This is a genomic window from Pseudomonas iranensis, from assembly GCF_014268585.2.
Taxonomy (GTDB): Bacteria; Pseudomonadota; Gammaproteobacteria; order Pseudomonadales; family Pseudomonadaceae; genus Aquipseudomonas; species Aquipseudomonas iranensis.
The window spans coordinates 4,094,920-4,118,175 of record NZ_CP077092.1; the positions used below are offsets into that span (position 1 = coordinate 4,094,920).

Genomic DNA, 23,256 nt, shown 5'->3' on the forward strand with positions numbered 1-23,256 from the left:
TGGCTTTGCCTGGAGCCGAAAAAGCCTGAAAACCTTAAGTAGCTGATTTATAAAGGCTTTTAAAAGTTGGCACGACACCTGCTATCTCTATCGCATAACAAGAATAAAAAGCCGCAAACCAATAAAAACAAGACGAAACGACTCTGACATAACAAGAACAACACGGCAGAGACGCAGCTAACAGATTTTTTTGGAGAAGGTGTGCTTTTCAGGGTGCTCTCAGGAGTGACCCGCAACCGGGCAGAGAACAATAAAACTACCTTCAGGTAGCTCCCGAATCGGTTGGATCGTTAAACGAGAAAGCGGATCAGCGCTCAAAAAAATACGTTTGCTCTTGACCCCGGATGGGGGTCGCCAGAAAGCTGTACAGGGCCACGGTTGCCAAAAACAACAACAGACCGACCCTCAATAATAAAAAGAGCACGCAACGACAAATTAAAGGGGAGCTTCGGCTCCCCTTTGTGCTTTCTGTGATTCGTCTCTCTATCACTGCATCCCTGTGGGAGCGAGCCTGCTCGCGAAAACGGTGTGCCAGACACATTTGCGCTGAATGACACACCGCATTCGCGAGCAGGCTCGCTCCCACAGAAGGTTTTTGATTATCCCTCGATTGTTTTCAGCTCCTCGATACTGATCTCACGCATCCTGAATTTCTGGATCTTGCCCGTCACCGTCATCGGAAACGCGTCGACGAATTTGAAGTAACGCGGTGTCTTGAAATGGGCGATGCGTTCCTTGCACCAGGTTTGCAGCTCCAGCTCCGAGGCGCTGTGGCCGGGGTGGAATTTGATCCAGGCAACGATTTCTTCACCGTAGCGCGAGCACGGAATGCCGATCACCTGCACGTCGGCCACCGCCGGATGGGTGAAGAAGAACTCCTCCAGCTCACGGGGGTAAACGTTCTCGCCGCCACGAATGATCATGTCCTTGTTACGCCCGGCGATGTTGACGTAACCCTCCTCGTTCATGCTCGCCAGGTCGCCGGTGTGCATCCACCCCGCCTCATCGATGGCTTCGGCAGTAGCCTGCGGGTTGTTCCAGTAGCCGAGCATCACGCTGTAGCCGCGCGTGCATAATTCGCCGATGGTCCCGCGCGGCACGAGGTTGCCGGCGGTGTCGATGATCTTGCTTTCCAGTTGTGGCTGGGTGCGCCCGACCGTGGTGACGCGCAATTCCAGCTCATCAGCAGGCCCGGTCTGCAGCGACACCGGGCTGGTTTCGGTCATGCCATAGGCGATCTGCACTTCGCTCATGTGCATTTCGTTGATCACCCGGCGCATGACCTCGATCGGGCAGGTGGCGCCGGCCATGATCCCGGTGCGCAGGCTCGACAGGTCGAAAGTCTGCCGCTGCGGCTGATCGAGCATGGCGATGAACATGGTCGGCACACCGTACAGCGCCGTGGCTTTTTCTTCGGCCACCGCTTGCAGGGTCAGCGCCGGATCGAAAGCGTCATTGGGGTAAATCATCGTGCTGCCATGGGTGACGCAACCCAGGTTGCCCATGACCATGCCGAAGCAGTGATACAGCGGCACCGGAATCACCAGACGATCGGCAGCCGTCAGGCCGAGGCTTTCGCCGACCATGTAGCCGTTGTTGAGAATGTTGTAGTGACTGAGGGTCGCGCCCTTGGGGAAACCGGTGGTGCCGGAGGTGTACTGGATGTTCACCGGTTGATCGAAATGCAGGCTGGCACTGCGTTCACGCAATTGGTCGGGCGAGACGCTGACCGCCAGATCGCTGAGCTGCGACCACGGCAGAAAACCGGGCGGCGGATTGGCATCGAGGCTGATCACGCCGCGCAGCTCCGGCAGGCGTTCGCTGCGCAGCTGACCGATGGCGTGCTCAGCCAATTCTGGCGCCAGGCTCTGGAGCATTTCGTGGTAATTCGAGGTCTTGAACGCTCCGGCACAGACCAGCCACTGGCAGCCGGATTGCTTGAGCACGTACTCGAGTTCGGAGCTGCGGTAGGCCGGATTGATGTTGACCAGGATCACGCCGATCTTCGCCGTGGCGAACTGGGTAATGCACCACTGCGCGCAATTCGGCGCCCAGATGCCGAGGCGATCGCCGGTCTGCAAGCCCAGCGCGAGCAAGGCTCTGGCCTGCTCATCCACCGCCTCGGCCAGTTGCCGCCACGAATACCGCAGCCGTTGATGGCGCACCACCAACGCCTCGCCGTCCGGGTGTTGCGCGACAGTCTGATCGAAGCGCTGACCAATGGTCATCGCCAGCAGGGCTTTGTCCTGAGAGCCACGGGTGTAGCTGCGCTGCGGGTTTGCACTGGGTTGATCCATGACGACCCCTATTGTCTTTATTAGTGGGTTTTCCCGGTTTTGAATCCCTGTGGGAGCGAGCCTGCTCGCGAATACGCTGCGTCATTCACCCTTGAGGGCGACTGGCACAGCGCTTTCGCGAGCAGGCTCGCTCCCACCAGAAACAAACCGATATCTGATCCTGAACTGCCCTTACTCTCGCCCAAGTTGACGCTTACGTAAAGCCGATTGACAGTCGATCTCTGGAAGCTTTACGTTAACGTAAAGCTGAGCGCCGATTCGTCGTGCGCTCCACCCGATAAAAAAGCCAAAAGGTGCCACATGAGCTATCCATCCCTGAATTTCGCCCTCGGTGAAACCATCGACATGCTGCGCGATCAGGTGCAGTCCTTCGTCGCCGATCAGATCGCCCCGCGTGCCGCGCAGATCGATCACGACAACCTGTTCCCCGCCGACATGTGGCGCAAATTCGGTGACATGGGCCTGCTCGGCATCACCGTGCCGGAAGAGTACGGCGGCGCGGGTCTGGGTTACCTGGCGCACGTGGTGGCGATGGAAGAAATCAGCCGTGGCTCGGCGTCAGTGGCGTTGTCCTATGGCGCGCACTCCAACCTTTGCGTCAACCAGATCAACCGCAACGGCAATCACGAACAGAAAACCAAATACCTGCCAAAACTGATCAGCGGCGAACACGTCGGCGCCCTGGCGATGAGCGAGCCCAACGCCGGTTCCGACGTGGTTTCGATGAAACTGCGCGCCGATAAACGCGGCGACCGCTTCGTCCTCAACGGCAGCAAAACCTGGATCACCAACGGTCCGGACGCCAACACCTACGTGATCTACGCCAAGACCGACCTGGAAAAAGGCCCCCACGGCATCACCGCGTTCATCGTCGAGCGTGACTGGAAAGGCTTCAGCCGCAGCAACAAGTTCGACAAGCTCGGCATGCGCGGCTCCAACACCTGCGAGCTGTTTTTCGATGACGTCGAAGTACCCGAAGAGAACATCCTCGGCGTGCTCAACGGTGGCGTGAAAGTGCTGATGAGCGGCCTCGATTACGAACGCGTGGTGCTCTCGGGCGGCCCGACCGGGATCATGCAGTCGTGCATGGACCTGATCGTGCCGTACATCCACGACCGCAAGCAGTTCGGCCAGAGCATCGGCGAATTCCAACTGATCCAGGGCAAAGTCGCCGACATGTACACCCAGCTCAACGCCAGTCGCGCCTACCTCTACGCGGTGGCCCAGGCTTGCGAGCGCGGCGAAACCACGCGCAAGGACGCGGCCGGGGTGATCCTCTATACCGCCGAACGCGCCACGCAAATGGCCCTCGACGCGATCCAGATTCTCGGCGGCAACGGCTACATCAACGAATTCCCCGCCGGCCGCCTGCTGCGCGACGCCAAGCTCTACGAAATCGGCGCCGGCACCAGCGAGATCCGCCGCATGCTGATCGGCCGCGAACTGTTCAACGAGACGAAATGAATTTCGTCAGCTGCAAGCCGCAAGCTACAAGCTGCAAGAGATCCACGCTCTTGCCCCGACTTGCAGCTTGCCGCTTGTAGCTAGAAGCTGCTTACGGAGTAAGCCCCATGATTCTGCACACTCAGCTCAACCCGCGCTCGGCGGAGTTCGCTGCCAACTGCGCGGCGATGCTCAAACAGGTCGACGCGCTGCACACCCTCCTCGCCCAAGTGGCGCAGGGTGGCGGTGTCAAAGCGCAGGAACGCCACACCTCGCGGGGTAAATTACTGCCGCGCGAGCGCATCAATCGCTTGCTCGATCCGGGCTCGCCGTTTCTCGAAATCAGCCAACTCGCCGCCCATGCGGTTTACGGCGAAGACGTCCCGGCTGCCGGTGTGATCGCCGGGATCGGTCGCGTCGAAGGCGTGGAGTGCATGATCGTCGCCAACGATGCGACGGTGAAAGGTGGCTCGTATTACCCGCTCACCGTGAAAAAACACCTGCGCGCGCAGACCATCGCCCAGCAGAATCGCCTGCCGTGTATTTATCTGGTGGACTCGGGCGGCGCCAACTTGCCGCGTCAGGACGAAGTGTTTCCGGATCGCGAGCACTTCGGACGGATCTTTTTCAACCAGGCCAACATGAGCGCCATGGGCATCCCGCAGATCGCTGTGGTCATGGGCTCGTGCACCGCCGGCGGCGCGTACGTGCCGGCAATGGCGGACGAGGCGATCATGGTGCGCAACCAGGCGACGATTTTTCTCGCCGGCCCGCCGCTGGTGAAAGCCGCGACCGGCGAAGTGGTCAGCGCCGAAGACCTCGGCGGCGCCGATGTGCACTGCAAGACCTCCGGCGTGGCCGACCATTACGCCGAGAACGACGAACACGCCCTCGCCCTCGCCCGCCGCAGCGTTGCCAACCTCAACTGGCGCAAACTCGGCGAGGTGCAGCAGCGCACGCCGATTGCGCCGCTGTACGCCAGCGACGAGCTGTACGGCGTGGTTCCGGCCGACGCCAAGCAGCCTTTCGATGTGCGCGAAGTGATCGCGCGGCTGGTCGACGGTTCGGTGTTCGATGAATTCAAAGCGCTGTTCGGCACCACACTGGTCTGCGGTTTCGCTCATCTGCATGGCTACCCGATCGCGATTCTGGCGAACAACGGCATCCTCTTCGCCGAAGCCGCGCAGAAAGGCGCGCACTTCATCGAACTGGCCTGCCAGCGCGGCATCCCGCTGCTGTTTCTGCAGAACATCACCGGTTTCATGGTCGGCCAGAAATACGAGGCCGGCGGCATCGCCAAACACGGCGCCAAACTGGTGACCGCGGTGGCCTGCGCCAAGGTGCCGAAATTCACCGTGATCATCGGCGGCAGCTTCGGTGCCGGCAACTACGGCATGTGCGGTCGCGCTTACGATCCGCGTTTTTTGTGGATGTGGCCGAATGCGCGGATTGGCGTGATGGGCGCCGAACAGGCCGCAGGCGTCCTGGTGCAGGTCAAGCGCGAACAGGCCGAACGCAGCGGTCAGGCGTTCAGCGCCGAGCAGGAGACCGAGATCAAGCAGCCGATTCTCGACCAGTACGAAGAACAGGGTCACCCCTACTACTCCAGCGCGCGGCTGTGGGACGACGGCGTCATCGATCCGGCTCAGACCCGCGACGTACTGGCCCTGGCCTTGTCCGCGTCGCTGAACGCGCCAATCGAACCGAGCCGCTTCGGCGTGTTCCGGATGTGATGGGGAGAATCTGATGAACGACTTCAATACCCTCGAACTGCAAACCGATCCACGCGGTTTTGCGACGCTGTGGCTCAACCGCGCCGAGAAAAACAACGCGTTCAACGCCGAGATGATCCGCGAACTGATCCTCGCCCTCGACAAGGTCGCCAGCGATTCGAGCCTGCGTTTCCTGCTACTACGCGGGCATGGCAAGCATTTCAGTGCCGGCGCCGACCTGGCGTGGATGCAGCAATCAGCGGAACTCGATTACCACACCAACCTCGATGACGCCCGCGAGCTGGCCGAGCTGATGTACAACCTCGCCAAACTGAAAATCCCCACGCTGGCCGTGGTTCAGGGCGCGGCGTTTGGTGGCGCGCTGGGCTTGATCAGTTGCTGTGACATGGCGATCGGCGCCGATGACGCGCAGTTCTGCCTGTCGGAAGTGCGCATCGGCCTGGCGCCGGCGGTGATCAGTCCGTTCGTAGTGCAGGCGATCGGTGAGCGTGCGGCACGGCGTTATGCGCTGACTGCCGAGCGCTTCAGCGGGCAGCGGGCGCGGGAGATCGGCTTGCTCGCCGAAAGCTATCCTGCGGCGGAACTGGAGCAACAGGTCGAACAGTGGATCGACAACCTGTTGCTCAACAGCCCCGCCGCCATGCGCGCCAGCAAGGACTTGCTGCGCGAAGTCGGCAACGGCGCGCTGACCCCGGCCCTGCGCCGCTACACCGAAAATGCCATCGCGCGGATTCGCGTCAGCCCTGAAGGCCAGGAAGGCTTGCGTGCCTTCCTGCAAAAACGCCCACCGAACTGGCAAGCCGCATCCACCAAGGAGTCGCGTTGATGAGCGCACCTGTGATTACCACCCTGCTGGTGGCCAACCGCGGCGAAATCGCCTGCCGCGTGATGCGCACCGCCAAGGCTCTGGGCCTGACCACCGTCGCCGTGCACAGCGCCACCGACCGCGATGCGCGGCACAGCCGTGAAGCCGATATCCGCGTGGATCTGGGCGGCAGCAAGGCTGCCGAGAGTTATCTGCAAATCGATAAATTGATCGCCGCCGCCAAGGCCAGCGGTGCCCAGGCGATTCATCCCGGCTACGGCTTTCTATCGGAAAACGCCGGATTCGCCCGCGCCATCGAAGCCGCCGGGCTGATCTTCCTCGGCCCGCCCGCCTCGGCCATCGATGCGATGGGCAGCAAATCCGCCGCTAAGGCGCTGATGGAAAAGGCCGGCGTGCCACTGGTGCCGGGCTATCACGGCGAAGCGCAGGACCTCGACACCTTCCGCGAAGCCTGCGAACGCATCGGTTATCCGGTGCTGCTCAAGGCCACTGCGGGTGGTGGCGGCAAAGGCATGAAAGTGGTCGAGGATGTCAGCCAACTCGCTGAAGCCCTCGCCTCGGCGCAGCGCGAAGCGCAATCGTCGTTTGGCGACTCTCGGATGCTGGTGGAAAAGTATTTGCTCAAGCCACGTCATGTGGAGATTCAGGTGTTCGCCGATCAGCACGGCAACTGCCTGTATCTCAACGAGCGCGATTGCTCGATCCAGCGTCGGCACCAGAAAGTCGTCGAAGAGGCCCCGGCGCCGGGTCTGACGCCCGAGTTGCGCCGGGCAATGGGCGAAGCGGCTGTGCGTTCGGCGCAGGCGATCGGTTATGTCGGCGCCGGCACCGTGGAGTTTTTGCTGGATGCGCGCGGCGAGTTTTTCTTCATGGAGATGAACACGCGGCTGCAAGTCGAGCACCCTGTGACCGAAGCAATCACCGGGCTGGATCTGGTCGCCTGGCAGATTCGCGTCGCCCGTGGGGAAGCGCTGCCGATCACCCAGGCGCAGGTACCGCTCAATGGTCACGCGATCGAAGTGCGCTTGTATGCCGAGGATCCGGCGAATGATTTCCTGCCGGCCACCGGGCGTCTGGATCTGTACCGCGAATCGGCACAGGGACCGGGGCGGCGGGTAGACAGCGGCGTTGAGGAAGGTGACGCGATCTCGCCGTTCTACGACCCGATGCTCGGCAAACTGATTGCCTGGGGTGAAGATCGCGAACAGGCGCGCTTGCGTCTGTTGAGCATGCTCGACGAGTTTGCGATCGGCGGGCTGAAGACCAACATCAATTTCCTGCGGCGGATCATCGCGCATCCGGCGTTTGCGGCGGCAGAGCTGGATACCGGTTTTATTCCGCGCTATCAGGAGCAATTGCTGCCAGCACCAGGCACGTTGAGCGATGAGTTCTGGCAGGCGGCGGCGCAGGCGTTTGCGCAGAGTTTGCCCAAGCGTGCGCGGGCGGATGATCCCGCCTCCCCCTGGTCTTGCAGCAGTGGTTTGCGCGCGGGCTTGCCGGCGGAAATCACCTTGCACTTGAGCTGCGAGGGACAGGATCGCGCGTTGACCTTGAGAACCGCGGCCCATGCAAAACTGCAGGGCGAAGCGCTAATCGTCGAGCATGACGGCGTGCGCCGCACATTGCGGGCGATTCGTCAGGGTGGCGCGTTGTATCTGGAATGGGACGGCGAGTTGCGGCGCATCGAAGCGTTCGATCCGATCAGTGCCGTTGAAGCCAGCCACAGCCATCAGGGCGGTCTGACCGCGCCAATGAACGGCAGCATCGTGCGCGTGCTGGTCGAAACGGGACAATCGGTTGAGGCCGGGGCGCAACTGGTGGTGCTGGAAGCCATGAAGATGGAACACAGCATCCGCGCGCCGCACGCCGGTGTGATCAAAGCGCTGTATTGCCAGGAAGGCGATATGGTCAGCGAAGGCAGCGCTCTGGTTGAACTGGAAGAGGGATGAAATAAAAGGGTCGATCCTGGCCTTGCGCGAGGATCGATCCGTTCAGTAACGCGCCGTCGCCTGAACCACCACGCCGATAATCCGGCATTCATCGGTTAGCAGGGTTTTCGGCCAAGTTGGATTGAGCGGCACCAGGTAGCGCTGGCCGGCCTGCTCGTCGAGTTTGCGGAAAATCGCTTCTTCGCTGTCCGGCCACTGGGCGATCACCAGTTTGCCAGGCACTGCCTCCAGCTCTGGGTCGACCAGAATCAGCATGCCCTCGGCAACGCTCTGGCCGCTCGGCGCGGTCATCGAATCCCCCGTCACCGTCAGCCAGAACGCCGCACCGCCGCGAGCGTGGTAATCCGTCAATTCGAAGCGCTGCTTCGCTGATGCTCCGGGATAGCTCGCCGCAGCGTCACGCACTTCGCACGGCGCACGCCAATCGCAGACCGGATAACGGAAGTACGGGTTGTACTTCTGCGCCAGCGGCATTTCGTCTTCCGGCGTCGGCTGCGGTTCGCGGATCACCAGAACGACTTCAAGGAAGTCCATTCCCAGCGCCTTGAGCACGCGGTTCATTTCGGTAACACCGGGTTCGCGACGCTTGTTCAGCCAATGACCGATCCCGCCCTGGGACATGCCGACGCGCTCTCCGAGCTCTGTTTGAGTGACTTTGAGTTCACTCATCTTGGCCTTGACCAACTCAATCCATTTATCCATGTGCCGCACCTTACGCGGACGTCTTCGACCGGCAAAACACATATTGTAGTATTTAAATTCTCGTCACAAATACAGGCGGTACTATCCTAAGGAAACGGACTTTCAATCGAACATGGAGTGACGTTTCATGATGAACATCAGCAGCAAAGACCTGCCCGATCTGCAAATCGACACCAGCTTCACCTCCCCTCAAGGCAATGCCGCCGCACAGCGCGCGCTGGACTACTACTTGAAACCGGCTGTTTCAGAACCCGAGACGGACGAACGTTTTTTCAACGTCAAAGGCCATCTCAGCGGCGAGGAAGCGCTGGTGCATGCCTCGGATCTGTTGCGATGTGCAGCCGCCACCGCGTTCAAGGCCGCAGAAAACCTGCAAGGCACCAGTCGCGATCTGGCCTTTTCGGTGGTGCACATGGTGGATATGGCGCGGGCGATGGTCGACCATTCGATCGACAACGACGAAGTCACGGCGGACAAGGTACGGGCGGACAGGAAAGAATTTTCCCATCGCGCAGATAAAAACATTTGACTTGCAAATGATAATGATTATTATTGCAAGCAGCTGATCGCGAGATCAGTCGATGGACCAGAGACCTTAGGTCGGTCTTCTGGACTATCTCCTCATCAGGCTAATCACGGTTTTTGACCCGGCTTTTTGCCGGGTCTTTTTTTGCCCGTTTTTCGGGCTTGTGTCTTCAGGCTAATGAAGTCTTTAGGTGCTGCAAATTCGATGGCGCGGATAATATCAAAAGAATATTGATTGGCAAGCCGAGCCCGGCCACATTGGGCAAAACTAATGGCAATCAGCACTTGAGAATCAATCGCATAGCCTCTAAGCTGCTGGCGCGTCACGGAAGACGCCCCCCGCTACACCCGCAATTCCCCTCGGTTTCAGCCCTGCCTGCGTGTAAAGTACCGGTCATAAAAATCCTGCTCTGGAAGCGATTATGACCGTGGCCAAATCTTCGTTCGACATCAGCGCCAATTTCGACAGCGGCAATATCCAAGTCATCGACATCAGCAACCCGCTCAATCCGGTTCTGGCCATCCGCCCGGACACCCGCAGCGCTCATTTTCAGTGGTTCCACTTCAAGGCCAGCGGCCTGCATGTGCATCAGGAACACTGGTTTCGTCTGGTCAACGCCAGCCAGTCCTCCTATAACAAGGCCTGGACCGGCTATCAGGCAGTCGCCTCCTACGACCACGTCAACTGGTTCCGCATCCCCACCAGCTTCGAAGGCGACAGCCTGCGCTTCTGCCTCGAAGCCGAACAGACCCACGCCTGGTTCGCCTACTTCGAGCCCTACAGCCGCGGCCGCCACGACTGGTTGATCGAGCAGGCGCTGAGCAAGGCTGGCACCGAATTGCTGGCGACCGGCAAAAGTGTCGAGGGCCGCGACATTCAGCTGCTGCGCAAAGGCACCGGTGCCGAAGGCCAGCGCAAGATCTGGATCATTGCCCAGCAGCATCCGGGCGAGCACATGGCGGAATGGTTCATGGAAGGCGTGATTGAGCGTCTGGAGCGCCAGGACGATCCGGTATTGAACAAACTGCTGGCCAGCGCCGATCTGTATCTGGTGCCGAACATGAACCCGGACGGCGCCTTCCATGGCCATCTGCGCACCAATGCCATGGGTCAGGACTTGAACCGAGCCTGGCAGAACGCCAGCCAGGACATCAGTCCGGAAGTGCTTTTCGTCCAGCAGCAGATGGAAAAATATGGCGTCGATGCGTTTATCGACGTGCACGGCGACGAGGAAATCCCCCACGTCTTTACCGCCGGCTGTGAAGGCAATCCTGGCTTCACACCGCGCATCGAAAAGCTTGAAGAGCATTTCCGCAGCCATCTGAAGCACACCACCAAAGACTTCCAGACCACCTACGGCTACACCCGCGACGAACCGGGACAGGCCAACATGACCTTGGCCTGCAACAGCGTCGGGCAGAAATACGATTGCCTGTCGCTGACCCTGGAGATGCCCTTCAAGGACCACGACGACCACCCGGACAAGATCACCGGCTGGTCGGGCAAACGTTCCAAGCAATTGGGCAAGGATGTGCTGACCACCCTCGCCGACATGGTCGACACCCTGCGCTGATCCCCTCCTCTGTAACGACAAAAGATCGCAGCCGACCTGCGATCTTTTGCGTTACAGGGTCAGCCGCGATCACGCCCGCGCAACATGCTGTCGAGCACTTCGTCACGGCGTACCCAGCCATGGAACAGCGCCGCCGCCAGATGCAGCAGCACCGTCAGAAACAGCAGATACGCCAGATAGCCATGGGACTTGCGCAGCACCGCAAACAGTTGCGCGTCGGCCGGCACAATCGACGGCAGATGCAGCGACGCCGTGAGCATCACCGGCTCGCCCGAGGCACTGATCATCGCCCAGCCGAGCAACGGCAACACCAGCATCAACGCATACAACAAGAGGTGGGAAGCCTTGGCTGCCAGCACCTGCCAGCCCGGCAGATCATCCGGCAGCGGCGGTTGGCGGGTGGTGAAGCGCACCAGCAGGCGCACGATCACCAGCGCCAGAATCGCGATGCCCAGCGGCTTGTGCAAATGAATCAGCCATTCATGGCGAGACGACACCGAAGTGACCATGCCCGCGCCGATAAACAGCATGGCGATGATCATCAGCGCCATCAGCCAGTGCAGCAGGCGCGCCAGCAAAACGAAATGCGTCGGTTGCTTGCTCATGGACGAGCCTCCTGTCTGGCGGCGGGCAACTGGCTGACTTCGCTGGTGCGACGCAGGTAGGAATCGGCGTAGCCGGCAGAACGCGCGGCCAGCAGTGGATCTGCCGAGCCTTGAATCCCGGCCGGCAGCACCAGCGGGTCGTAGTTGATGTCGCGGCATTCACCGCTGAGCTGCGGCTGGGTTTTCTCCAGCACCAAAGTCCCGGCGTTCAGCACTTTGCGATTTGCGGGCCAGGTCTTGCTGGCATCGTTGACCGGGTCGTCGGCGTTGGCCAGGGTGATATTCAACTGGAAGCGCAAGGGTGCGGCGGCCAGGCGTTGCACTAGATCCTTCTCGAGAAAATCGGCGCCTTCAGGGGCTGTGGCACCTGCCGCGTCCTGCGCCAACGGGGTCATGCTCCAGCGTACGGCCTGTTTCTTGCCGTTGCCATCGACCAGATAGAACGCATTGATGCTGTTATAGGTTTCGGTCGCGTAACTGGCCGAAGGCTTGGCGGTCTTCACCCACGTCAGAAACGGCACGGCTTCCGGGTGTGCGGCAAAAAATGCCGGCACCTTCGTCGGGTCTGGCTTGCCAGTGGCTGGATCCGGCGACTGCGCCTGCTGCAATTGGTAAAACGCTTCAGGCGTGCCCACCGGAAACACCGGCATGCTGTTCATGCCGGTGCGCCATTGCTGACCGTTCGCCTGGGTGAAGCGCAGCGCCAGACTGCGGATCGGTACGGCGCTGTCCGGCGCATAGGGATTGCCGGCCGGCAAGGCGAAACGCCCCACCACCGGTGTCTGCGGCAGGTTGAACACCTGTGCCGTGGAGAACGCGCGCGCCTCGCCGCTGCTTTCGAAATGGCCGATCACGCACACGCCCTTGGCGTGATTGCGACGAAAGCCGGGATGCACGCCGTTGTTCTTTTCCAGCACATCGACCAACGCTTTTGGCGTCAATCGTTGTGGGTCAAGGTTGCCATGCACGTAGGCAAACGCCCCGGCCACGGCGGCGACAATCACGGCAATGCCGCCCAGACGTAAAACCAGGCTCGCGGCGCTCAGTGGCTGGCGCGGCGGCCTGCCGAGCGGTGCAGCGTTGGGGGACGAGCGATCAACCATGAATATCTCCAGGCCATCGGCCACAAGTGGAAAGAGTCAGCAAGACGCACCCCGTCCGGGTTTATTCCACGGCGCGGTATTTATTTTTGCGCACGGGGAATAACCTGCGCTGACGGGCGTCTTCCTAGTCCACAGCGTAGCGACCAGCAGAAATTCATGAGCGAATTCGACGAACAGTTGAGAGAAATCATTCCCAGATTGCGCCGCTTCGCCCTGTCGTTGACGCGCAACAGCAGCAGCGCCGACGATCTGGTCCAGGCCAGCCTAGAGCGGGCGCTGTCGGCGTGGGGCGAGAAACGCGCTGAGGGCGACTTGCGCGCCTGGCTGTTTGCGATCCTCTATCGGCAGTTTCTCGATGCGCACCGTCGCTCGCGGCGCTATGCGCGCATGCTGGAATTTTTCACCGGTCGCGACGATGCCGAGCCGTCGGTGGAACGCACCGTGATTGCCCAGTCGACCCTGCAAGCCTTCGAACGCCTGCCCACCGAACAGCGCGCTTTGCTGCTGATGGTCTCGGTGGAAGGCCTGTCCTATAAAGAGGTCGCCGAGATCCTCGGCGCCCCGATCGGCACCGTGATGTCGCGCCTGTCCCGCGCCCGCCAGGCCTTGCGCCAACTCAGCGACGGCGAAATCAGCAGCCCTTCCTTGCGGATACTCAAATGATCAGCCTGCCTCCCAGCGAACGTGATTTGCACGCCTACGTCGACCACCAGCTCAGCGTCGCCGACCGGCGCGTGCTCGAGACCTGGCTGGCCAGCCACCCTGAAGAAGCGGCGCAGGTGCGCGCCTGGCAACGCGACGCCCAGCAGTTGCGCGCAGCGCTGAGTGGCGCGTTGCAGCAACCGGCCAATCCGGCGCTCGACCCGATGATGATTCGCCAGCGCCGCCGCCAGCAGTCCCGTCGCCACCTGGCCAGCGCGGCGGTGTTGCTCGTTGCCGTGAGCATCGGCGGTTTCAGTGGCTGGCAGGCGCGGGAAATGACCCTGGCGCGCCCTGCGCCATTGCCGATGACTGACGCGTTGCAAGCCTATCGCCTGATCGCCCAGCAAGGCGTACTGCCCGCCGATTACAAGGTCGACAGCGACGGCGACATGCAGCGTTGGCTCGACCGCTACTTCAGCGGTGCCGGGCGCTTGCCGGACTTGAAAGCTGCCGGATTCGAGCCGGTCAGCGGGCGCTTGCTCAGCACCGATGAAGGCGCGGCGGCGATGGTGATGTATGAGGATGGCAGCGGTCACAAGGTCAGTTTCTACCTGCGTCCACCGGGGCCGAAAAACACCCTGCTGCCGCGTGGCTCGCGCAGCGATGGCGATCTGCAGGCCGATTACTGGTCAGGGCCGGGCTACAACTATGCGGTGGTCAGCCCGACCGACTCGCCGGCGGCAGAGTTGCTCAAGCAATCGCCACCGTTCTGATGGTGATATTTCATGGAGCCGACGCCCGGGCTCTGGTTACACTGGGGCCACCGCGCTCGCTGTGGAGCCGGTCTGAGAAACCAGGAGCCTGTCCCGCGTGCCCGCCCGAACGCCGAAACGATCACGACTGAGCCAACGCTGGCCGTTGCTGCGCCGCCTGTTCGGCAAAGGCCTGCCCGCCAGCGCCGGGCTCGATGCTCATGCCGCGACCATCCGCGATTATTTCCGTGACAAGGCCAAAAGCCAGGGCTACACCCTCAGCCGCAGTCAGCAGCAAGTCATCGACTGCATGGCGCAGCAAGCCAGCGTGCTGCTCGGCGACAGCGGCCACACCCCGCCGAGTCTGTACCTGTACGGCGCCGTCGGGCGCGGCAAGAGCTGGTTGCTCGACGGTTTTTTCCAGGCGCTGCCGATCACGCGCAAACGCCGCCTGCATTTCCATCAGTTCTTCGCTCGGTTGCACGACGGCATGTTCCGTCATCGCCAGGAGGAAGACGCGCTGGAAATCACCTTGGATGAGTTGCTGGAAGATTGCCAGGTGCTGTGTTTCGACGAATTCCATGTGCACGACATCGGCGACGCGATGCTGATCACGCGGCTGTTCAAGGCCCTGTTCAAACGGCAGATCATGCTGCTGGTGACCTCCAACTATGCACCCGAGGGCCTGCTGCCCAATCCGCTGTACCACGCGCGCTTCAAACCGGTGATCGAGCTGATCAACACGCGCATGCGAGTGATGGAAGTCGGTGGCGCCCACGACTACCGCGCACTCAACCGCCAACACACGCATCAAGTGTTTACCCAAGGACATTACGTATGGCCGGCGACGGCAGCTCAACGTCAGACACTGGACCTGCCACCAGCCGACGCGCCTGCCCTTGCCCTCGAAGTTGGCAAGCGCCAGCTTCAGGCCCGTTTTTGCCAAGGCCGGCGAGTCGCGTTCACCTTCAACGACCTGTGCGAACAGCCAACGGCAGTGATGGATTATCTGCAACTGTGCCAGCGTTTCGACCAGTGGATCATCGATGACCTGCCGCAGCTCGGCGAATGTCCGATCGCCGTGCAGCAGCGCTTCATCAATCTGATTGACGTGCTCTACGATCAGGACAAATACCTGACCCTGCTCGGCCAACTGCCGCTGGGCCAGAGCCTGGAAGGTCACGCCATCGACCTGGCGCGCACGCGCAGCCGGTTGGGGCAATTGCAGGAAATTCACGCTCCCAACTGACTCCCTACCCTGTGAGAGCGAGCCCTGTGGGAGCGAGCCTGCTCGCTCCCACCAGGTCCCGGGACAACTCAAAATCCGTTCAGCATCCGCTTTACCGCTATCATGTCGCCCATTCCAGCGCCCCCCGCGTCGCTCCACCGATCAATAGCGAAACCAGACATGCACACCCTTGCTCAACTACGCGCCGGCGAGCTGTCCGGCATCACCCGCCTCGACCTGTCCTGCGGGCTGACCGAATTCCCCAACGAAATTTTCCAACTGGCCGAGACGCTGGAAGTGCTCAACCTCAGCGGCAACGCGCTGAGCAGCCTGCCGGAGAACCTGCATCGCCTGACCCGCCTGCGCGTGCTGTTCTGCTCCGACAACCAGTTCAGCGAACTGCCGGCCTGCCTCGGCCAGTGCACCGCGCTGACCATGGTCGGCTTCAAGGCCAACCGCATCGTCAATGTGCCCGCTGCCGCCCTGCCGCCGCAGCTGCGCTGGTTGATCCTCACCGATAACCGCATCGAAAGCCTGCCCAGCGAACTCGGTGAACGCCCCGCTCTGCAGAAGCTCATGCTCACCGGCAATCGGCTGCAAACGCTGCCAGACTCCCTGCGCCACTGCCATCGGCTGGAATTGCTGCGCATCGCTGCCAACCAACTCAGCGAACTGCCGCAGTGGTTGCTGACCTTGCCGAGCCTGACCTGGCTGGCCTACGCCGGCAATCCGCTGGAGACCGAAGCCGATGCCGCTGCCCTTGAGGCCACGCCGCTGATCGACTGGTCGGCGCTGCGCCTGGAGCAGCAACTGGGCGAAGGCGCTTCCGGGGTGATTTCCAAGGCAGTCTGGCAGCGCGACGACGGCACGGCGCAGGCGGTTGCGGTGAAGCTCTACAAAGGCGAGATGACCAGCGACGGCTCGCCGTTGCATGAGATGAACGCCTGCATCACTGCCGGTTTGCACCCCAACCTGATCCGCGTCGAGGGCCGCATCGGCGGCCACCCCGATCAGCAGCAGGGGCTGGTGATGCAATTGATTGATCCGAGCTTCGGCAATCTCGCCGGTTTGCCCAGCCTGGACTCGTGCTCGCGGGATGTTTACGCCGAAGATTGCCGGTTCTCCGCCGACGTTGCCCTGCGCGTCGCCAAAGGCATCGCCTCAGCGGCCGAGCACCTGCACCGCCAAGGCATCACCCACGGCGATCTGTATGGCCACAACATTCTGTTGAACGATCAGGGCGATTGTCTGCTGGGGGATTTCGGCGCGGCGTCGTTTCATGCCACCGGCGATGATGTGCAGACGCGCGCATTGCAGCGCCTGGAAGTCCGTGCGTTCGGTGTGTTGTTGGGGGAATTGCTGGAGCGTGTCGATGCAGGATTGAGTACGGAGCGGCGCGCGCAACTGCAGGCGCTGGAGCGACGTTGCTGTCAGGCGGATGTGCTGGGGCGGCCTGGGTTTAGCGAAGTAATCGAGGTGCTGGAGAATCTTTGACCGCTGCGCAGTCATTCGCGAGCAGGCTCGCTCCCACAATGGAATGCATTGCAAATGTGGGAGCGAGCCTGCTCGCGAAGAGGTCATTACTGGCGCGACAGATCAGCCAGCCAGACCAACAAACATGTCCTGCACGTCATCATGGTTGTCGAGGCCTTCGAGGAACGCTTCGACTTCAGCCATCTGCTCGTCGCTCAAGCCGCTGACCGGGTTCTTCGGCTGGTAGCCGAGTTTCGCCGAGAGCACGGTGAAGCCTTGTTCCGGCAGTGCCTTCTGCACGGCGTCGAGGTCGGTCGGGTCGGTGAGGAACAGCGTCGCGCCCTCTTCACCCGGCTCGAAATCCTGGGCACCGGCTTCGATCGCAGCCATTTCCGGATCGGCATCCGGGCTGTCCGGCGCGGCTTCGATCATGCCGACGTGGTTGAACATCCACGCCACCGAACCGGAAGCGCCCAACTGGCCCTTGCGGAATGCCACGCGGATTTCCGCAACGGTGCGGTTGATGTTGTCGGTGACGCATTCAACGATCAGCGGTACCTGATGCGGGGCGAAGCCTTCGTAGGTCACGCGATGGTATTGCACGGTTTCACCCAGCAGACCGGCGCCTTTCTTGATCGCGCGATCGAGGGTTTCTTTTGGCATCGAGGCTTTCTTCGCCTGCTCGACCACCAGACGCAGGTGTGCGTTGGTGGCGGTATCGGCACCGTTGCGTGCAGCAATGGTGATTTCCTTCACCAGTTTGCCGAAGATCTTCCCTTTGGCGTTGGCTGCCGCTTCTTTGTGTTTAACCTTCCACTGTGCGCCCATTACTCACTCTCTTGATCTGTGGCGCCGAGACATCTATTGGCCGACGCGTGGCGGCAAGTTTATACGGCCTAAAGTCGGCAATCGACCAAAAAAACAGCCGACGGAATCGACATCTTCACCAAAGCATGTAGGGGGATTCTGAAAAGCGCCTTTGACATGACCATTCAGGCCGACGGTTTCGTACCCTTGAAACCCCGTATCGCCTGACAGGGCCTGCTCGAATGCTCAATGACAAGGAAAGTCCATTCACCCTTACGCTGACCGACAGCGGATTGCGCCTGCCGGTGGTGCGTTTTCGCGGCGAGGAAGCGCTGAACCAGCCTTACCGTTTCGACATCGAACTGCTCGGCCTCGCCCCGGCCATCGTCCCGGGATCCTTTCTGCACCGGCCGGCCTTTCTGCGGCTCAGTGAGCAGCACGGGTTCCACGGCGTCATTTCCAGCGCCAGCTGCGAACATCGCGGGACCCATCGGGTCGGCTATCGACTGATTCTGGTGCCGCATCTGCAACAACTGGCGCAAACGCACAAGCGCCGCGTGTTCACTCACCTGAGTACGCCGCAGATCATCCAGCAACTGCTCGAAGAACATGCCCTGCCAGCGCACAGCTACCGCATTGAAATGAGCGTCGGTCACTACCCGCCGCGGGCGTTTTGCATTCAGTACGAAGAAAGCGATCTGGCACTGCTGCAGCGGCTATGCGAAGAAGAAGGCATCCACTATCACTTCGAACACGGGCCGGACGGACACGTCGTGGTGTTCGCCGACGACAGCCTGAGCCTGCCCCAGCAACCGATCGAAATTCCCTTCAATGTCGATGAGCAACCCCCATCGCCCTGCGTCAGCGCACTCTATCAACAACATCGCGCGGCGCCCGTGCCGATGCTGCATGCGGTGCGCAATCGTGGCCGACCAACCGGCAACGCCGAAGCCGCCAACGAGGTCTCGACCGAGTTGCCGATGCCCGCGCGATCGCCGGAACGTCTGTACGCCGAACAGCGCAGCCGGCGCCATCTGCAACGCCAGCGCTGCCAGTTGCGTTCCATTCACGGGCGCAGTGATTGCAGCGATTTGCTCAGTGGCCGACTGCTGCTTGTGGCCGACCACCCGATCCATCATTTCAACGAACAATGGCTGATATGCGCCGTGCGCCACCACGGGCAGCACCCTTCGATCCTTGATCCGGCGCCAAGCGTTCAGCGTTATCACAACGACTTCACTGCACAGCCCTGGTCGACCGACTTCCGTCCGCCACTCAAACAAGCTCGCCCGAATATTGCCGGTTATCACTTGGCGAAAGTCGCGGGTGCGCCTGGGCAACCTGCGCAAGTGGACGAAAACGGCTGCCTCGCTGTAAGCCTGTGGCCGTCTGCGGATAAATCCGCCAGCGACGCCCTGTGGCTGCCGATCGCCATGAGCCGGTTCAGCGGCCCCGTCGCGGTCGATCAATTACCGCGTGCCGGCAGTGAAGTGTGGGTGAGTTTCCTCGACAGTGATCCGGACCGACCGATCCTGTGCCTCAGCCACGCACGCCAGCCGCCGGAGCGCGAATCAGAACCCGCGCGCGACAGCCTGTTGCTCGACTGGCTGAGCCACCGCGCCGAGCATTGATTGGCGCCTCAGCCTTTGTCCGCCTTGCCCGCCGCCGCCGCGAACTTGGCCAGGCGCACGTCCAGATGCCGAGGCCGGCGCCCGTGATCCTCGGCGCGCTCCTTGCGGCGGATGGCGTTGCGCACCATCAGCGAGCCGAGGTAGCGAATCGGTTCCGGCGGGAAATAACCCAGCGGCCCGTTGACCAGCGGCGAACGAGTCCACGGGTTATCCAGGCCCTGCACCAGCGCGGCGAGAATCTGCCCGCCCATGTGACACGGGCCGACGCCGCTGCCGGAATAACCGAAGCCGTAAAACACGTTGCCCGCCGAGCTCATCTGGCCGAAGAATGGCAAACCGGTCACCGAACGATCCGATGGGCCGTTCCACGTCGCGTCGATTTTGACCTCGGCGAAGGCCGGGAAAAAATCCGCGAGACTGCGCTTGAGCAATCCGGCATAAGGCGACGGCTGATCGAACACCGGCAGCATCCGCCCGCCATAGGCGAAGGTGTTGCCGCCCTTGCCGAGCATGATCCGGCCGTCCGGGGTGTTGTGGTAGTAATGCACGAAAATCCGCGAATCGAGGACGCTGACGCCGCTGGTCAAACCGATTTGCTGCAGCAGGTCCGGGCGCGGTTCGGTGATCAGCATGTCACTGGAAACAATCGCCACACTGCGCTCGAACTGAGGAAACGCGCGGGCCATCCACGCATTCATCGCCAGTACCACCCGGTCGGCGATGACCTTGCCGCCGGGCGTGTGAATACGTGCCGGGCGGCCCTTTTCCAGCCCGGTCATCGCCGTGCCTTCATGGATTTTCACGCCCAATTGCAGCGCCACCCGGCGCAGACCGCGCACCAGTTTGCCCGGTTGCACGCTGGCAGCCGCCGGGGAAAACCAGCCCTCCAGGTGTTTTGCTGAACCAGCCATGCGCTGCACATCGGCAAGCGGGCGCTGGCTGAACGAGTTGATGCCGTTACGCTCCAGCGCCGCGATCACCGCATCAGTTGCGCCGACCTGGGCGCGATTGGTCGCGGTGTACAGCGTGCCGTCGAGGCGGTAGTCGGCATCGACGCCGTACTGCTCGCAGAACTCGCCGATCGCATGGATGCTGCGCTCCGATTCCCTGACCAGACGCACCGCTTCTTCGACGCCGAACAAGCGCTCCAGGGTGAAATACTTGGCCGACCATGACAGTGCGCAACCACCGTTACGGCCACTGGCGCCGGCACCGCAGATGTCTGCTTCGATCAGCAGCACCTCCAGCTCCGGGTTTTGCTGCTTGAGCATGATCGCCGTCCACAATCCGGTGTAGCCGCCGCCAACGATGCACACATCCGTGCGCACCTCGCCTTGCAGCGGTGGACACTGCTCGGATGGATCGGCCTGTAAGGCTTGCTCGAGCCAGAACGGTCGCATGGGAAATCTCCAGTCAGAAAGCCACGACGCAGCGTGCCGCGCACCGCGCAGCAGGCCACGGGGCGAAGGGTTTCAGGAACGCAGCGGTTCGACGCTCAGCGGGCAGTTGGGGATCGCCGCGCGCGGCTCCATCACGCCGACCGGCCGACTGTTCCAGTGCGGAATCAGCACCAGCGCCGAGAACAGCGCGCATCCGGCGAAGACGATAAACACCGTCACCGAGTCGAAGTAGCCCGGCAGCAAACCGCCGAGCACCGCGCCAACGGAGCCGCAGCCGTTGACGAAACCGGCGGCGGTGGCACCGGCCTTGGCCTTGCCGAAATCGATGGCCGCCGCACCGCTGATCATCGAGTCCGGGCCATACAACGTCAGGCCCATGACGAACAGCAACGCGACGACCAGCAACACGCTGCCGGTGTTCAGCGCGGCCATGAACAACGCCAGCGTCACGGTCAGCGCCAGCAGACTCAGCACGCAGGCCGGCATGCGTCGGGCGCCGAAAAGTTTGTCCGAGGCCAGGCCGATCATGATCGGCCCGAGCAATCCGGCCAGTTCAAACGCGGTGGGAATGATCGCCGCGCCGACCTTGCCGACACTGGGCATCTGCTCGAAAACAATCACCGGGCCCCACAACAGAATCGCGTAGCGCGCCGGTTTCAGCAGGAAATACGCCAGGCCCAGCACCAGCACCGTGCGGTTGCGCAGGATTTCCTTCAGTGGCTCCCAGACGCTGAGTTTGCTGTTGGCTGCGGTTTCTTCGGCGCTCAGTTCCGGCTCGGGCTCCACCGCCGGCAAGCCGACGTCTTCCGGTTTGTTGCGCTGGAAGATAAAGAACAGCACGGCGACCACCGCGACCACCGCCGCGCTGGAAATGAATGCCGCGTGCCAGGTGCCGACCAGCGTGTAGGCCCACCAGCCGGCGAACGGCGAGGCGACCAGACCACCAAACGCGTAACAGGAACTCCACAAACCGAGCACGCGCCCGCGCTGCTCTGACGGGAAGAAGCTGCCAAGGTTCTTACACAGCCCGGACCAGCCAGTGGACTGCGCCAAACCTTGAATCAACATGCACGTGGCGAAGATCGGCAATGTAGCGAAACTGCCCATCACCAGCGCCGCAGCGGCGGATATCAGCAAACCGCCAAGCACCACCACTCGCGGACCGAAGCGATCGGCGAGCATGCCCCAGGTGAACTGTCCGAGGGCATACGCCGCCAGATAGATCGCGTCGAGGTTGGCCATGGCCATTTTGTCGAGGGTGAAATCAGGGTCTTCGGCGATGCCCAGTTTGGCTACCGAAAAGGCTTTGCGGGTGAAGTAGAACGCGGCGTACGCGAGCCAGGTAATAGCGAAGATCTGCACGCGCCAACGCGCCAGGGTGCCGATGTGCTTGTTCATGGTGGTTCTGACCTCAGGGTGTGAGTGTGCCGGCAGAATCGTTAAGAAAAACGCCTGTGTTTTTTATTGTTGAGCACTGCGTTACCGCCCCTTCCCTTCGGCGATAACGGTCAGATGAGTCTGCTGTTGCACGCACAGGCTCATGGGCCGGCGCTGCTGTTCGACCGAGCAGCCAGCGATGGCGTGAGCCGATCAAAGCAATTACTGTTTAATAAATAAAATCGATTTATCGTATTTCACACATAAGCCGAGCTTGTTACTGGAGTCACCATGTCCGTCTCTCACGCCCAACTCAAAGCGTTCCACGCGGTGGCCGTCCATGGCAGCTTCACCCGCGCCGCCGAGCGGCTTTATCTGACGCAACCGGCGATTTCCGACCAGGTGCGCAAACTCGAAGAACGCTTCGGCGTGCTGCTGTTTCACCGCAATAAACGTTCCGTACGCCTGACCGACCTTGGCGAGCGCCTGCTGGCGATCACCCAGCGCCTGTTCGTGATCGAAGCCGAAGCGCAGGAATTGCTGCAGGAATCCCAGGCCCTGCAGACCGGCAGCCTGATTCTCGCAGTGGATGCGCCGATCCACGTGTTGCCGCAGATCGCGCGGTTCTGCGAGCGCTACCCGGGGATCAGCGTGAAAATCGAAACCGGCAATACCGATGAATCGCTGTTTCGCCTGTTCAACTATCAGGCCGATCTGGCGCTGCTCGGCCGCGACGTAACCGATGAACGCTTGCTGTGTGTGCCGTTGCGCAACGATCCGATGGTGGCGTTCGTTTCGCGCAATCATCCGTGGGCCGCACGCGAATCGATCTGTCTGGCCGATCTGGATGACACGCCACTGGTGCTGCGTGAGACCGGTTCAGTAACCCGGCAGACCCTGGAAGAGGAAATGGCCCGAGCGGGCTTGCGCATTCGCCCGGCAATTCAGGTTGAAGGTCGGGAAGCGGCGCGCGAAGCCGTGGTAGTGGGGATCGGGGTTGGTGTGGTTTCAGCGGCGGAATTCGGCGCCGACTCACGGGTCTGCGCGTTGCCGATCACCGACTGCACGAGGCGCCTGACCGAAACCCTGGTGTGCTTGCGCGAACAGAGTTCGCGGCGGGTGGTGGCGACGTTTCTCGATATGGTTCGCGAGAGCCTGACCTGACTCACTCCCTGTCCTGATCGTTCCC

Annotated in this window: 20 protein-coding genes; 12 read left to right on the plus strand and 8 right to left on the minus strand. The window is 61.6% G+C overall.

Going from position 1 to position 23,256, the window contains the following annotated elements:
• Window positions 1-599 precede the first annotated feature (599 nt).
• Window positions 600-2,297, minus strand: coding sequence for an AMP-binding protein (locus HU724_RS18275; RefSeq protein ID WP_186566354.1), 1,698 nt, complete (start codon window positions 2,295-2,297; stop codon window positions 600-602).
• A gap of 300 nt (window positions 2,298-2,597) precedes the next feature.
• On the opposite strand from HU724_RS18275, the gene HU724_RS18280 reads away from it, so the two are divergent.
• From HU724_RS18280 to HU724_RS18295, 4 genes are all read left to right on the plus strand, one after another.
• A complete protein-coding gene (locus HU724_RS18280; RefSeq protein WP_024013438.1) occupies window positions 2,598-3,761 on the plus strand; it encodes an isovaleryl-CoA dehydrogenase in 1,164 nt (387 codons plus the stop codon).
• A gap of 107 nt (window positions 3,762-3,868) precedes the next feature.
• Window positions 3,869-5,473 (plus strand): carboxyl transferase domain-containing protein, encoded by a 1,605-nt coding sequence (locus tag HU724_RS18285; RefSeq protein ID WP_186566352.1) that lies wholly within the window; start codon window positions 3,869-3,871, stop codon window positions 5,471-5,473.
• Window positions 5,474-5,486: 13 nt separating this feature from the next.
• Window positions 5,487-6,299, plus strand: a complete 813-nt coding sequence (locus HU724_RS18290; RefSeq protein WP_186566350.1) for a gamma-carboxygeranoyl-CoA hydratase — start codon at window positions 5,487-5,489, stop codon at window positions 6,297-6,299.
• Complete coding sequence (locus HU724_RS18295) at window positions 6,299-8,248, plus strand: acetyl/propionyl/methylcrotonyl-CoA carboxylase subunit alpha (protein WP_186566348.1); 1,950 nt, start codon at window positions 6,299-6,301, stop codon at window positions 8,246-8,248. Before HU724_RS18290 ends, HU724_RS18295 begins: the two co-directional genes overlap by 1 nt.
• Window positions 8,249-8,290: 42 nt before the next feature.
• Here the strand turns inward: HU724_RS18295 and HU724_RS18300 are convergent, their stop codons facing one another.
• Window positions 8,291-8,950 (minus strand): LexA family protein, encoded by a 660-nt coding sequence (locus tag HU724_RS18300; protein WP_133336852.1) that lies wholly within the window; start codon window positions 8,948-8,950, stop codon window positions 8,291-8,293.
• A gap of 130 nt (window positions 8,951-9,080) precedes the next feature.
• Here HU724_RS18300 and HU724_RS18305 point away from each other — a divergent pair, with 130 nt between their 5' ends.
• The gene (locus tag HU724_RS18305) at window positions 9,081-9,479 is read left to right on the plus strand and encodes a DUF6124 family protein (protein WP_038862224.1); all 399 of its coding nucleotides are present in this window, start codon (window positions 9,081-9,083) and stop codon (window positions 9,477-9,479) included.
• A 104-nt stretch (window positions 9,480-9,583) separates the two neighbouring features.
• Here the strand turns inward: HU724_RS18305 and HU724_RS18310 are convergent, their stop codons facing one another.
• On the minus strand, window positions 9,584-9,802 hold the full coding sequence (locus HU724_RS18310) for a hypothetical protein (RefSeq protein WP_125927390.1): 219 nt from the start codon (window positions 9,800-9,802) through the stop codon (window positions 9,584-9,586).
• 95 nt (window positions 9,803-9,897) lie between these two features.
• Here HU724_RS18310 and HU724_RS18315 point away from each other — a divergent pair, with 95 nt between their 5' ends.
• A complete protein-coding gene (locus HU724_RS18315) occupies window positions 9,898-11,049 on the plus strand; it encodes a M14 family metallopeptidase (protein ID WP_073471325.1) in 1,152 nt (383 codons plus the stop codon).
• Window positions 11,050-11,108: 59 nt separating this feature from the next.
• On the opposite strand, the gene HU724_RS18320 is transcribed toward HU724_RS18315, so the two are convergent.
• Both HU724_RS18320 and HU724_RS18325 read right to left on the minus strand, forming a co-directional pair.
• Complete coding sequence (locus HU724_RS18320; protein ID WP_160768781.1) at window positions 11,109-11,654, minus strand: cytochrome b; 546 nt, start codon at window positions 11,652-11,654, stop codon at window positions 11,109-11,111.
• On the minus strand, window positions 11,651-12,757 hold the full coding sequence (locus HU724_RS18325; protein WP_186566346.1) for a catalase family peroxidase: 1,107 nt from the start codon (window positions 12,755-12,757) through the stop codon (window positions 11,651-11,653). The genes HU724_RS18320 and HU724_RS18325 overlap by 4 nt, the downstream gene beginning before the upstream one ends.
• Before the next feature lie 156 nt (window positions 12,758-12,913).
• Here HU724_RS18325 and HU724_RS18330 point away from each other — a divergent pair, with 156 nt between their 5' ends.
• From HU724_RS18330 to HU724_RS18345, 4 genes are all read left to right on the plus strand, one after another.
• Window positions 12,914-13,420, plus strand: a complete 507-nt coding sequence (locus HU724_RS18330) for an RNA polymerase sigma factor (RefSeq protein ID WP_122603079.1) — start codon at window positions 12,914-12,916, stop codon at window positions 13,418-13,420.
• A complete protein-coding gene (locus tag HU724_RS18335; protein ID WP_186566344.1) occupies window positions 13,417-14,172 on the plus strand; it encodes an anti-sigma factor family protein in 756 nt (251 codons plus the stop codon). The genes HU724_RS18330 and HU724_RS18335 overlap by 4 nt, the downstream gene beginning before the upstream one ends.
• Window positions 14,173-14,269: 97 nt before the next feature.
• Window positions 14,270-15,400 (plus strand): cell division protein ZapE, encoded by a 1,131-nt coding sequence (zapE, locus tag HU724_RS18340; RefSeq protein ID WP_186566342.1) that lies wholly within the window; start codon window positions 14,270-14,272, stop codon window positions 15,398-15,400.
• Window positions 15,401-15,559: 159 nt separating this feature from the next.
• Complete coding sequence (locus tag HU724_RS18345; RefSeq protein WP_186566340.1) at window positions 15,560-16,873, plus strand: protein kinase; 1,314 nt, start codon at window positions 15,560-15,562, stop codon at window positions 16,871-16,873.
• Window positions 16,874-16,975: 102 nt separating this feature from the next.
• Here the strand turns inward: HU724_RS18345 and HU724_RS18350 are convergent, their stop codons facing one another.
• Window positions 16,976-17,680, minus strand: coding sequence for a YebC/PmpR family DNA-binding transcriptional regulator (locus HU724_RS18350; RefSeq protein WP_016775324.1), 705 nt, complete (start codon window positions 17,678-17,680; stop codon window positions 16,976-16,978).
• Window positions 17,681-17,901: 221 nt separating this feature from the next.
• Between HU724_RS18350 and HU724_RS18355 the strand changes: the two genes are divergently transcribed.
• Window positions 17,902-19,290, plus strand: coding sequence for a type VI secretion system Vgr family protein (locus HU724_RS18355; RefSeq protein WP_186566338.1), 1,389 nt, complete (start codon window positions 17,902-17,904; stop codon window positions 19,288-19,290).
• An 8-nt stretch (window positions 19,291-19,298) separates the two neighbouring features.
• Here the strand turns inward: HU724_RS18355 and HU724_RS18360 are convergent, their stop codons facing one another.
• Both HU724_RS18360 and HU724_RS18365 read right to left on the minus strand, forming a co-directional pair.
• Window positions 19,299-20,690, minus strand: a complete 1,392-nt coding sequence (locus HU724_RS18360) for an FAD-dependent oxidoreductase (RefSeq protein ID WP_186566336.1) — start codon at window positions 20,688-20,690, stop codon at window positions 19,299-19,301.
• Between the two features lie 72 nt (window positions 20,691-20,762).
• Window positions 20,763-22,088 (minus strand): MFS transporter, encoded by a 1,326-nt coding sequence (locus HU724_RS18365; RefSeq protein ID WP_186566334.1) that lies wholly within the window; start codon window positions 22,086-22,088, stop codon window positions 20,763-20,765.
• A gap of 270 nt (window positions 22,089-22,358) precedes the next feature.
• Between HU724_RS18365 and HU724_RS18370 the strand changes: the two genes are divergently transcribed.
• On the plus strand, window positions 22,359-23,231 hold the full coding sequence (locus HU724_RS18370; RefSeq protein WP_186566332.1) for a LysR family transcriptional regulator: 873 nt from the start codon (window positions 22,359-22,361) through the stop codon (window positions 23,229-23,231).
• Window positions 23,232-23,256: the final 25 nt, after the last annotated feature.